Source organism: uncultured Porphyromonas sp., assembly GCF_938039215.1.
Taxonomy (GTDB): domain Bacteria; phylum Bacteroidota; class Bacteroidia; order Bacteroidales; family Porphyromonadaceae; genus Porphyromonas.
Map to the genome: position 1 here is coordinate 34,984 of NZ_CALHVI010000020.1, position 12,443 is coordinate 47,426.

General features: G+C 52.0%; 13 protein-coding genes. 1 reads left to right on the forward strand and 12 read right to left on the reverse strand.

All coding sequences use genetic code 11. The annotated features are described in order from the left end of the window. Position 1: 1 nt before the first annotated feature. The 12 genes from Q0336_RS02545 to Q0336_RS02600 form a co-directional block, all read right to left on the reverse strand. The gene (locus Q0336_RS02545; RefSeq protein WP_298525287.1) at positions 2-466 is read right to left on the reverse strand and encodes a terminase; all 465 of its coding nucleotides are present in this window, start codon (positions 464-466) and stop codon (positions 2-4) included. Further along, positions 435-659: a hypothetical protein gene (locus Q0336_RS02550; protein WP_298525290.1), complete on the reverse strand. Its 225-nt coding sequence runs from the start codon at positions 657-659 to the stop codon at positions 435-437. Before Q0336_RS02550 ends, Q0336_RS02545 begins: the two co-directional genes overlap by 32 nt. A gap of 7 nt (positions 660-666) precedes the next feature. After that, complete coding sequence (locus Q0336_RS02555; RefSeq protein ID WP_298525293.1) at positions 667-2,259, reverse strand: hypothetical protein; 1,593 nt, start codon at positions 2,257-2,259, stop codon at positions 667-669. A gap of 1 nt (position 2,260) precedes the next feature. Continuing rightward, positions 2,261-4,513: a phage tail tape measure protein gene (locus Q0336_RS02560; RefSeq protein ID WP_298525296.1), complete on the reverse strand. Its 2,253-nt coding sequence runs from the start codon at positions 4,511-4,513 to the stop codon at positions 2,261-2,263. A gap of 391 nt (positions 4,514-4,904) precedes the next feature. Continuing rightward, positions 4,905-5,225: a hypothetical protein gene (locus Q0336_RS02565; protein WP_298525299.1), complete on the reverse strand. Its 321-nt coding sequence runs from the start codon at positions 5,223-5,225 to the stop codon at positions 4,905-4,907. Positions 5,226-5,249: 24 nt separating this feature from the next. Beyond that, positions 5,250-5,699, reverse strand: a complete 450-nt coding sequence (locus tag Q0336_RS02570; protein WP_298525302.1) for a hypothetical protein — start codon at positions 5,697-5,699, stop codon at positions 5,250-5,252. 5 nt (positions 5,700-5,704) lie between these two features. Then, positions 5,705-6,913 (reverse strand): DUF2586 family protein, encoded by a 1,209-nt coding sequence (locus tag Q0336_RS02575; protein ID WP_298525305.1) that lies wholly within the window; start codon positions 6,911-6,913, stop codon positions 5,705-5,707. After that, positions 6,906-7,499 carry a hypothetical protein gene (locus Q0336_RS02580; protein WP_298525308.1) on the reverse strand — a complete coding sequence of 198 codons (594 nt, stop codon included), beginning with the start codon at positions 7,497-7,499 and terminating at the stop codon, positions 6,906-6,908. Before Q0336_RS02580 ends, Q0336_RS02575 begins: the two co-directional genes overlap by 8 nt. After that, complete coding sequence (locus Q0336_RS02585; RefSeq protein WP_298525311.1) at positions 7,457-8,083, reverse strand: hypothetical protein; 627 nt, start codon at positions 8,081-8,083, stop codon at positions 7,457-7,459. The genes Q0336_RS02580 and Q0336_RS02585 overlap by 43 nt, the downstream gene beginning before the upstream one ends. Before the next feature lie 118 nt (positions 8,084-8,201). After that, positions 8,202-8,666: an N-acetylmuramoyl-L-alanine amidase gene (locus Q0336_RS02590; protein WP_298525314.1), complete on the reverse strand. Its 465-nt coding sequence runs from the start codon at positions 8,664-8,666 to the stop codon at positions 8,202-8,204. A 3-nt stretch (positions 8,667-8,669) separates the two neighbouring features. Next, on the reverse strand, positions 8,670-9,758 hold the full coding sequence (locus Q0336_RS02595) for a phage capsid protein (RefSeq protein ID WP_298525317.1): 1,089 nt from the start codon (positions 9,756-9,758) through the stop codon (positions 8,670-8,672). A gap of 30 nt (positions 9,759-9,788) precedes the next feature. Continuing rightward, on the reverse strand, positions 9,789-10,730 hold the full coding sequence (locus tag Q0336_RS02600) for a hypothetical protein (protein WP_298525320.1): 942 nt from the start codon (positions 10,728-10,730) through the stop codon (positions 9,789-9,791). Positions 10,731-10,865: 135 nt separating this feature from the next. Here Q0336_RS02600 and Q0336_RS02605 point away from each other — a divergent pair, with 135 nt between their 5' ends. Next, positions 10,866-12,416, forward strand: coding sequence for a hypothetical protein (locus Q0336_RS02605; protein WP_298525323.1), 1,551 nt, complete (start codon positions 10,866-10,868; stop codon positions 12,414-12,416). Positions 12,417-12,443: the final 27 nt, after the last annotated feature.

Below are 12,443 nucleotides of genomic sequence, written 5' to 3' on the forward strand. Positions count from 1 at the left end.
ACTACTTGCTACCCTCAGCGAGTAGCGTGGCAATGTAGAGGTCTTGGTAGTGGGTGATCTTCTTTAGGAGCTCTGGTGTGACCTCCGAGTCGATTGTCATGCGATACTCCATCCAGCGCCCAAAGGCAATGAAGGACTCAATGACATCGACGACATTGGCCTTGCTGTCGATGGCCTTGATAGCATCACTAAAGCTCTTGAGTTGCTTGCCGAAACCAGCATCAACCTCATCACTTGAGAGGGCCTTGTCTAGAATGCGATCAATTGAGCGTAGGATCTTATTGACGAGCTCAGGGCGAGTAATATTCTGCGCTGCTCGTAGCTCTTGCCATCCTCCCTCATTAGCCCACTTGCTTATCGTCACCTCAGAGATGCCGATCCGCTTAGCTATGGTCTTCTGCTCCTCGCCTTGTAAGTAGAGGAGGCGGGCAAAGTCACGCTTCTCCGCTCGTTCTTTCGCTGTCATAAGACTTGGGTTGATTATCGGTCATGGGTGGATCTTGAGAAGGGTGCCACTCTTGCTCAAGGGAAAGAGCGTCATCCTCGGGGAGGAGCTCCCAATCTGAAGCCTCAATATCAGGAGCCTGGATGATATAGGCAACTTGCTGTAGTCTACGATGCACACACATCTGTCCGTCTGGAGCAATAATCTCTTTCATACCTTATCTATTGATAATTAATTGTAAAACCCTTAGCCGTTGCGTCTCTGCCTATAGTCTCCATCTCCTCCTTTCGCTCAGAGAAGAATTTTCTCGGGAGGAATATCATCTTCCCAGTGACCTCCTTGGCGTTGTCTATGAGGTACCGGAGAGACTCGGCGCTCAGAGCTTCGCATGTTGATAGGTTTATGTGATCGCCAAGTCCCTTAATCTTAACAGATTTAAGAGACACACAACCGCTAAGAATGGATATATAGCCACCGATGGAACTTACATCTACCACTCCATCAATAGATATAAGAGAGCGATCGCCATTAAACATACTATCTGCAGATTTAGATGGAGCAATCCCCCCACTAAAAACCACACGCTCTAGTGAACGGCACGATGCAAACGCATAATCGGCTTTTTCGATGATTGGTAATTCGCCAATATATACATTCCTGACTGCAAAGCATTCGTACGTAATCGTGACTATTGACTTGCAGGAGGGCATATCTCCAATGATTACCTCTTCCACCAATTTACACCCATTTGCCATACTCTCAGCAGATATTGCTTTTGGCAAATTGGGCAAACGGATCACCCCCTGGAGCGCCGGGCATTTCATGAGCATCGAATTCACGCTAATAGTCCTTTCCACCCCTACTATATCAGGGATGCGCTTAAGATTCGGGCTATTGGACATTGCATGCTCTAGATCTGGGTTGTCCCAGCCGGCGTACACCTCTATAGTACGACCTAAATACTCCTGAACCCAGCCATGCAGTTGAGTTTTCTTAAACAGCACAATATGCATAGGCTCGTACGCTTTGATTTTGGGGATAAAGCTAGCAAGGCCAGACTGCTCCCTCACGTCTATGTCCTTTGCCTGTAGCGCTGATGCTAGCCTATCGATTGTCGTGTGTAGCTCCAAGAGATAGTCACCTGTCGATTTTTGTCCCTGCATCGGAACGTTTTCCCCGAGAATAATCCGGTGGAGTATACTGAGGTAGTGGTTGTGGAAGTTGGACCACTGCTCTTCAGATAGCTTAGGGCTGTCTGTTGTGGTCTCCAAATAATAGGCATAGGCATCCTTACCAGTATTACCCGGATCCCCCTTAGGACCTCTTATATACTCGACCCACTCCTCGTAAGATGTTACTAGACCCCGAGCGAGGGCGGACTGATAAGCGTCGAGCCCAGTCTCCCCTCGCATTATAGACGAGACCTCGGCGGTAACGATGTAAGCCGATGTCATTGCTCCTGGAGCTCGCTCATAAGCAGGGATCACCTCGGCGAAGTCTTGTTTTACCCGCTGACGCTTATAGCCACCGTCATCAGATGGAGTGAAGTAGCTAATCTCGATATCCCACTTGCCCGGCTTTTGGCTTGAGGCAGGGAAGGATACTTCGAGTACGTTATCCCGAATACTAAACTCGGGGGAGACCTCGGCCCAGCGCATGTAGGGAATAAGTCGCACAGAGAGCTCCTTTACTCTAGAGAGGTCTATCTTATGGCTCTCGATGGCGGTATCAGCTGGAGAGCTAGCCAATTGGATAGCCTGCTGATGGAGGATGACTGATATGATGGCATCGTTACCTTGAATGATTGGTAGCATACTACTGGATGGCTAAGTTAGCGTCATTGACCGCTGATAAGAGCGTCTCGACGATGATTGACCTGACCTCGCTCGGGTCAGTGGATAGGTTAGTTGTCTGGATGGTGAGAGACTCTACAAGCTTGCCTATGTTGATTGTGACATTGTGGATCTTACCTGACCCTCCTGAGGTCTTACCACTGGAGGTAGGTGCCCCATTGTTAGTAAGGTACGTGCCCCCATTGCTAACTGTACCTGAGGCAGTGGGCTTACTCCCTTGGGATGGCTTATCTGGTCGCTGAGGCTTACTGCTCTGGGGATCCCCCCCGTCACCGATGAATTGGATGAGGCTTTTGTCGAGCTGTACACTTCCCTGCCCTTGGCCCTCCTTCTGCTTGCTCTTGGCTTTTTCCTCCGCTTCAGACCGAGCCATCTCCTCATCATACGCCTGGCGGAAGGCATTAGCCGTGTCCGCACCGAACTTGCTCATCGCCCCCGACATCTTGCTGAGGGCATTGTTGATACCATCCCCGTCAAAGCTGAGGGCGGATATAATCAACTCGCCAAGCCCAGTAAAGACCTCCTTTGCCATATCCCAGATACCTGAGAAAACGGTCTTGAAGGATGCCCAGAGCCCCTTAAGCACAGCACGAAACTTGGCCGATGTATTCCAAAAGTAGACCCCGAGAGCAGCTATAGCGGCAATGGCTAAGGCAATCCACCCAACGAGGGGGATAGAATAGATAGCTGTACTAACGACCGTACAAGCAGTCGTCACAGCCGTAGAGAAAGCAGAAAAGGCGACACCCGCCATAGCGCTAAAGGTAACCTGTGCGGTTCCTCCGGTGATGAGCGAAAGGATATAATAGCCGATTCCCTGGATGCCTGACCAGATTGTGCGTGCAATAAATGCTGTCCCTGCAACTACTCCCTTCCAGACCGAGACAGTAAAGCCGATCATCTTTACTCTAGCAAGTGACAAGAAATTGAGGAACCCAGACCAGAGTGATGATCTACCGATAACACCTGCTAGCCAGGATACCCCTCGCCAAGCATATTTAGCACCATTGCCGACAGCAGTTAGTAGAGGGATGAGCCCCATGATAGGGACTATCGCCTCTCCGATCGTAACTCCCCAGATAGCGAAGTCTCCAAGGTTATTGAAGATCTCGATCTTGATATCCTCGAATGCCTGCCTTATGCGTGCTTGCCTTTCAGCAAAGCCTTCCATGACGACAGAAGCCTGATCGGATGCCGACGAAGTATCCTGGATCGCATTTGTATAGCGCTCCACTTCGTCGGCACTCCCAACAAGGGCCATGGCAGCGTTCGTGTTTTCTTTGCCAAAGAGCTTGCTGAAGAGCGCTGCGTCATCCATGACGGGTCTGAGTAGCTCTAGGCGCTCCTTGAGGGAGCGTCCTCTGTCGGCTAGATCCGTGACACTTACACCCGCTGCGGAAAGTTCTTTCCGAACATCCTTGGGCAGGAAGCGACCTTGACTCAGGGTAGCAAGGACATTGCGTAAGGCTATACCTCCTTCGCTGCCTTTCTTCCCCGCTTTATCCAAGACCTGTATCGCAGCGTTGGCTTCTTCAAAGCTCACACCTGCCCCCTTAGCCGCCATCCCCGCCTGCTCCAGAGCCTCCTTAATCTGAGGGAGTTCAGCAGACCCCTCCTGCCCCGCAGCTGCCATGACATGCATCATGCGAGCCATCTCCTCCGATGCCCGTATAGGGTCAGACAAGTCTACTCCATACTGGTTCATCGCAGTATTAAGCGTCTCGGCAGCCGCTGCCGCATCACCTCCCATTAGCTTGGATAGGGTGGCAACATGCTCCCCCATAGCCTTAAGAGCCTCGGGGGTCTTAGCTAACTCTGGGGAGAGCTGGCCAAGTATCAGCTTATAAGACTCCACGGCCCCGGCAGCATCAACCCCAAAAGCTTTCGCCGTCTCTCGAGCGTAGCTCTCAATCTGCCTAAGCTCTTCGCCTGTGACTCCAGTAATCGCCTGCAGGTCGGTGAGTGAGGTGTTCAGAGCCACTCCTGGGGCAATGAGTCCGTTGAAGCTATGGGTGACACGCTCGATGCCTCTGAGTAGCCCGTCGAAGTTAATAGCAGCTGCCGACAAACGCTCAAATGCCGACTTTGTCTCCTCGACCTGCTCTTTTGTTTCCTCTACCCTCTGCCCTACAGCTTGGAACGAGGACTCGATCTTCTTGATCGTCTCAAGCAAGTCACCTTTCGAGTTAAACGAGACCTCGATGTTTGTTTCCATTGAATTTTACTACCTTAGGGGTGAGAAAAGAGTACAACTATGACACAGATCCTGATCCAAATATTCAGCTACTTGCTGATGATTGGCTTTGTCCTCTTAGTAGGGTATTTCGCCTACGTATTGATCACAATGCCGTTTTCCGGCTGGTGGCAGAAGCCCACGACTGAGAATGGCCGTCGATCTATTTACTAGCCATCACCTCCGAGGGCAAGGGCGACAGCCCGCTGCATTTGAGCCTCTTTACGTTTTTCTATCCATAGGGACTGGGCGAGAGATATCGCCCAGTCCTCTTCATTTAGAGCCTCGGGGTCAACACCGAGGTGAGCCCGTATGAGGGCGCATCCCATGACATAGTCATGATAGCTATCAGACTCGTCAATCAGATGCGCCTCTATACGTTTTTTAGGTGAGCCTTGGCAGAGATGAGGAGCTCGCTCGAGGCATTACCTGCTGCCATCAGCAGGACACCATCCTCGAGGACGGTATCACTCCCAGCCACCTTGCAGTTGACGAGGAGGATACGTGAGGACTCCACGGGATCATCCTTGGCGACCTTGCCCACGGCCTTGATCGTGTTGAAGTCTGGACGACGTAGGTAGAGACAGTGCGTCTCACTCTCGTCTTCCACCTCGACTAGGTAAATACGACTATACTTGGCCTTGAGCTCATCAAGAGCCTCCTGGGAGAGTTCCCCAATACGTTTATTACTCATGATTAACTAGCAATTAATGTGTGATTACTTGCCCATTTGGCCCCACTCAATGTGTGACGCTACGAGCTCTAGATCAGTAGTGATATCGGTGTCGCCTTCCTTGGCCTTGCGAGGGTTGTTACTGATCTCACAGTTGCGGATCTTGTCGGTAATGATCAGCCCCGTATTCTCATCGAGGTAGGATACTGAGATGTCAAACATCCCAAGATCCTGGAGGCGACCTGTGCGACTCTTGGCCTGTAGAGGTAGGAGCTCGTCAAGATAGACCGTTAGCTTTGCCTCTACGGTGATACGACCCTTGCCTCGCCCAATAGCATAGCGACCTGCACCATACTTATTGACGATCTCTTGCTTCTCCTCATACTCGATGGAGGTAATACCTATCAGGGGGATACCTTGGATAGCGACTTTGACTGTGGCCCATCCATATAGCCGCCCGTTGATGAGGGGCGTGCCGTTGTTATCTAATGCCATATTACTTATACCTTATATATCTTAGTGGTGAAGCCAAGACCTATCTTGAAGCGTCGAGCGACAGCAACAGGCAACTTGATGATAGTGAACTCAATCTCAGAGGTGGAGAGGATAGGCTGGTCTGGGTCAATGTACACCTTATACCCCGAGATCTCGCCCGCCTTACTCATCTCTTCGATAGCTCGGTTAGCTTGAGTCTCTAGGTGTGCGACGGAGTGACTCTCCAGCTTACCCGTAGACTCATCGAGATAGATATTACCTGAGAGCTTAGGGATCATATAGCGTCGTATAGATCGCTCAGCCTTGTCCATCGTGCGCACTCGTTCCAGGTAGCAGTAGTCGCTCGTAGACTCATCCATCGTGTGGCTATCCGAGGCATACACGCCAGAGACATCAGGATAAGTGACAGCGAAGAGGTAGTGTGCCTTGTCTAGGGTGTCGACGACTGCATCATCAAGTGAGCGTAACAACGAGCCATCCCCGAAAGCGGGCAAAGACAGGCCTAAGGGGAACTGCTCGACCCAGCCAATGGACTGATGCACCTTGGATAGGGAGAGGAGTCCCAGGAAGGCACCTAGGGCTGACACACTAGACTTGGTAGCTCTATTGTCAGCATGGTTGTAGAGCTCAGCCCCTCGTCCCTCGCCATCCTGAGCAATAACTACAGACACACGGCTCTTACCCTTGCCAATAAGGTTAGTTGGCAGGCTCGCTACCGGAGATGCAACCTTGGGAGCTAGGAGGGTAACAAGAGGCATAGCTGACCTAGCCAACTCATCGGCAACTCCCTGGAGCGTAGTGATGAGTGCTGTATCGGCAACCTTATCTCCAAGCCAGATGCCGACTTGTCGCAGACGACCTTGAGCATACCTCTGCATCATCTTGAGCTCAGCAAAGGTATAAGCGCCCCCTGACGGCTTGGCGAAGAGCCCAACATAGAGCAGAATCCCTGGATGGATACGGAAGATCTCCGATAGCTGATAGTGCAAGACTCGGATCTCCCACTTGGCGTGGTCCGCTGTGATACCGAGGGCTTCAGCTCGCTCGATACTGGATACTGGGCGGATGCGATCGGCAGCAGAATAGCCATCGGTAACGCCCGACACAGCGGTGGGGAGGGTCTCGACATAAGCGATGTATCCCGAGATGTGATCTTCTCCTGGCGATGATGTGGGGATAGCCCCATTGCGCCTAATGATCTCTAACTTATTCATTGGCTGTCTTTTCTTGCAGATGATCGGGGATAATCGTCTTGAGCTCATCTGCACTCAGCCCCGGACGAGTGTAGTAGCAGACATCGGGATCTACGAGGTTACGACCATAGTTAGCCGCATCGTTGAACGTGAAGAAGGCCGTGCCATCACTGGTCATAAAGACGATGTCCAATCCATGATCTCGGATGATCTGTTGGGCGATGCTCGAGAGTGCTGTAGGCGCTTCGTCTTTCGCAGCCTCAGCTTCTCCAGAGGAGGAGTGCTCCTCTGTATCGCCCGTAGATGCCTCTTGATCAGGAGAAGCTTGAGCATCCTTCTGGGAGGCTTCAGCTTGCCCAGAGGGAGAGGGATGCTTCTCTGTATCGCCCGTAGATGCTCCTTGATCAGGGGAGGCATCAGCGCTATTATCAGCTGACTCAGTAGATGCTGCTGTGGACTTAGCTCTACCCCGGCGAGGCTTTTCGGGCTGGTCTGATTGTTTCTCCTGGTCGTCACCCGCTGTGGAGGGAGTAGGTGTCTCGATAGGAGCGTTGGGGGTCGTATCTACCTTTTCGTCCTCGATAGGTAGCTCTGGATCTTGTGCCATGAGATTAATATGATGATTACAATTATGATGGAGATGAGTAGAGGGAGATTGTTAGCCAAGGCCGAGGAGATGCCTCCCTTGGTCTCCGTCTCTTGCTTGGTGGTGGCAACGCTCGTCTTATGCTCGACTCGCTGGTGTGTAGTGAGCGTTGGCATGACGGTGAGGCTATCCGTATGAGCATTGATGGAGATAGAGTCCCCTCGACGTTTGATATGGAGCGACGTGCGCCCTTGACGGGTATGATAGCCCGCACCATCAGGGAGGGTCGTCAGCGTCTGCATCAGGAGGGTCATCTCCGCTCGTTCCTCGGGGAGGGTGACGGGATGTGGGGTGATCTCTAGACGCTCTCGTACGCTGTCCGAGGAGTGTGCGGATGTCTGTGTCTTGTGACGTACGCTGCAACTGCAGGCGTATAGGACAATGAGGCCACAGATGACAGCCAGGCCCTCTAGCGATAGCCTGCTCCAGGCGTGCGAGGCGTAGGTTGATGTCTGAGTTTTCCCCAGAGAGTTTCGTGAGCTCGTTGTGCACATCATCGTACATTGTTTTGTACGTGTCATGTACTTCTTTCGCTGTACGGGCATGCCTAAGTCTAGTGCTGGTGATCCACCCCAGGAGCATCCCTACACCTCCCGTGGGTACCAGCCACTGTAGGAGTTGCAGGATGCTATCTGTCATGGGTGATACTTATTATTAGTGATACTACTGGTTGATGCCTATCGAGACCAGCCAGGTTGGCACAGAGAAACTCGGACAAGCTTTCGGGGCAAGCTGGTTATGTCCAAGGATCTTGGCCCCTGGGAATCGACGATGGAAGTCAAGGACATACTTCTTGAGGGCTTCTAGTTGCGCAGGAGTACGTGTATCTTTAGGTGTCTTACCATCTTTGGCACACCCGCCTACATAGACGATGTGTCGTGAGACGGAGTTGTATCCTGCAGCGCCATTAGTGACTTCCCAGGGATCTACCTGGGCATCCTCGTTGTTAGCGACAAGACGCTCTACACGGCCATCGAGGTGAATCATGTCGGTGTAGCCCACTTGAGACCACCCTCGCCCCCCCTGGGATTTGGGAGATGTATGCCAGCGCCGGATGTCGTCACTACTGACGGCACGCCCCTCGGGCGTAGCCGTGCAGTGAATGACTAGTTGAGAGAGACGTGCCATAGCTTAAGCAGCTGCGCTGACGATAGCGGCGGTGCAACCCTTGCTACGCAGAGGCGTACAAATGGAGCGGTGGCCGAGGTTATAGAGATTGCGGTGATGGAGTGGGTCTGTAGAAGCTGTGCTAAGATAGATCTTCAAGGATCCTGATGCTCGCATCATTGACTTATCATGGAAGAGCACAGAGGCTTGCTTATGCTTGGTCTGCGGAATAGCTCCATAAGCCAGCTTGGTTTTCGCCGTGATGTCATAGTAGGGCATTTCAATCCACTCGTAGATGTCGAACCCGTAGAGACGAGCGATGGAGCCATTGACATTATCCATGTTATACTGTCTCACGAAGTTTTCGCTAATGCTGAGGAGGTCCTGCACATGATCTGAGCATAGCACCAGCACACGCTGACCCTTCGGGATATGATTGTTGTCGCACCACTTCTTCATCTGGAGGAGGTCAGCAATGGTTAGTTTCTTACGACCACCTTCTTCAGCTGTACCGCCAGAGGTGAGGAAGACAGGTGAATCCTTCTCTTTGTGAGATTGAGGTGCTATGGAGTGTATTGCTTTATCTCTGATAGACCCTTCGATCGCCAACTTATGTCGCTCCTGAACCGTCCCTAGCTTATCATAGCTAAGCGTGGCGAGTTCCTTGTCTGTGACGGCCGTCGCTTCGGTCTCGAAGGTTGCCAGTGATACTCCTCTATCGGCATCTTCGAGCGTCTGGATACCGAGTGGATAAGTATTATTATCGATCAGGACCTTGGGATCGCCTCCAAGCTCAGCGAAATGGATGACATCGTTATTTGCATGTTCACTGTAATCTGTGATACGAGAGTACCACCCCAGCTGATCCAAGTCCTGACGCAGTCGCTTGAGTACGATGCCGGTATAGAACTCTTGGAAGAGACCTGCATTTGCACAGCCCGGCTTGTAGAATGCCCCGACGCACAGGGTGATAAGGATGGCGGCTACGGCACCAGCCCACAGAGGGGCACCCACGAGGAGCGCCAGCAAGGCACCCACCGTCGCATTGAAGATGAGCCCCCCGACTGCGACGAAGAGAGGGACTACCCACTGAGGGATTTTCGATTTAATCATAGAAAGGTTGGTAATAGGTTGAAGTTAGTACTAGTACTGAGGTACCTCGACACCGAACTCTGCCTTGTAGAGACGGGCATAGGTGGGGTAGTCATTCTTGCGTAGTTGCTCAAGCTCATCAGTGGGGACATCTGAGAGCTTCGCAAACTGGGTAGGCGCAGGTCCACCCTGAGGCTGGATGATGCTAGAGGGGCGCTTACCTTCCTGGATGTTAGCCAGTGTCTGGCGGAGCATCTCTCCACCCAGCGCAGCTCCGATCTTGCTGTAATGCTCCCGCTGACCCTCAGTGATCTTACCACACTGGATGGCATCATTGATCTGATCCTGAATGATCGACTGCTGGAGTGAGTTTGCTTCATCTACCCGCTTCTTGAGCTGAGCGATGGCACTGATCACCTCGGCTTCGCTTGCGGTGGTAGGTAGCCCTAGAGCTAGGGCAATCTGTTCGTTCATTGTTTCATTAGTAATAGGTGAGACTTGCTGTTTTAATTGGATAAGCGGGATATCTGCCGACTCCTCCCCCTTTCCCAGGGTGATCCGCTTGCCATCTTGGTTGTACAGCTCCACAGCGAGGGCATCATCATTGGCACCGATGTCTACGATGGAGACTTCATCGAGCTTACTTTTACTGATAGTCATACGGGTCTGCCCTGGGAGGAGGAGGGCGGGATCATCACTAAGCTCAATGACCGTCAGACCTGCCGATGCCATGCGGAGCATATCATTCTCCCACTTATTGGCGATCTTCATGGCGAACTCATCTGACTCGTCGAATACAGGTGTACCGATGATCTTATCTCCCTCAACACGGATATTCTCAATACGCCCAATAGGCATATCCTCTCTGCCATATCTGCGATGCATCCAGAGGAGGACGGGATTACGCTGGTACTGGGATAAATCCACACCTGAGGTGAGGACTCGCGAGCCGTAGGAGTTGAGGCTACTCGTGCTGATGATAACTTGCTTCATTGCTCTGTGATTGATTTCTGAGGCAAAGGTCGGGAGGCTGTATAAGGGATGGAAAAACCACTGCAAAGACTTCACTGAAAGTTGATTAGAGGGTATTGTTGGGGGACTTTTGTAGTCAAAAAAGCCCCCCTAATCATGGCATCTCCCAAGCAAAAAGAAGCCCTTGAGCGCTGGAAGGCTCGGTGTGAGCTCATACGCTCGACTACCGCCTTCATCCCGACTGAGACCCCAAGCGAGAAGGACAAGCGTATTCGTCGTCTCCTTGGTGACTACAATGCCTTCGTCGAATACTACTTCCCTCAATTCACCTGGGACGAAGAGCGGCAGCGTCATATCTCTTGTGCCAAGTTTCACGTAGATGCTGCCAAGACGATACGAGATAATGCCAACCTGAAAGCTGTCTTCAAGTGGGCCAGAGGGCATGCAAAGAGCACGCACATGGATGTCATGGTACCTCTATGGCTTAAGGCGCATCAGTATATAGGCCGGCGCTTAATTAATGTGATGGTCTTAGTGGGGAAGAACTTAGATAATGCCAAAACTCTCCTCTCAGACATTCAGGCTGAGTTCGAGAGCAACCAGAGGTATATCGCAGATTTTGGCGTACAGGTGAATCAAGGGTCCTGGGAAGAAGGTCGCTTCGTCACGGCCGACGGCATAGCATTCTTCAGCCTTGGCCGTGGTCAGTCACCTCGAGGATTACGCCACAGAGAGCACCGCCCCGACTACATCGTGATTGACGACTTGGATGATGATGAGATCGTACTTAACAAAGACCGTGTCAATAAGCTCACCGCTTGGGTGCGTGAGGCCCTCTATGGAGCACTAGATGGTGGTAGAGGGCGGTTTATCATGGTTGGTAACCTCATCGCTCGTAACTCCGTGCTCCAGAACATAAGCTCTATCCCTGGGGTCTACGTCTCTCAGGTCAACATCCTTGACTCTCAAGGAGAGGTTAGCTGGTCCGATAAGTGGACACGGGAGGAGGTGCAGGCACAGAAAGACTTCATGGGGTACCGCTCCTTTGAAAAGGAGAACATGAATAACCCCATCCTCGAAGGCTCCGTGTTTAGGGCCGAGTGGATCAGGTATAAGAAGATTCCCTCCCTCTCTACCTACGAGGACATGGTGCTCTACATAGACCCGAGCTGGAAGAGCACTAAGAAGAACGACTACAAGGCTGCTAAGCTCTGGGGTACGACCAAGACGGGAGAGCTGCACTGCATCCGCCCCTTCCTCCGTCAGTGCTCGGTAGCCGAGATGGTTCGATGGGTCTACGACACCTATGAGTGGGTCACGGGGCTAGGGGCCACGCTCCGCATCTATATGGAGGCAAGCTTCATGCAGGATACCTTGCTCGACGAGTTTTCGACCGAGGGGAATCTAAGAGGCTACCAGCTACCCATCACGGGGGATAAGCGGGCTAAGCCTAACAAGTTCGCTCGTATCGAGGCGATATCTCCACTCTGGGAGCGAGGTAAGGTGTACTATAATCTTGACCTCAAGGATGATCCTGATATGCTGGTATCCATTGAGCAGACTTTGAGCCTTGAGGCTGGTATGTCTGGACATGACGACGGCCCCGACGCTGACGAAGGAGCTATCTGGCTCCTGCAGCGTCGTAGTCGCACGCAAGATATAGCTCCTCGGATTGGTCGCCGCCCCAAGAACCGTAATAACTGGTAACCCTCATTAATCTCTAATTAATCACCG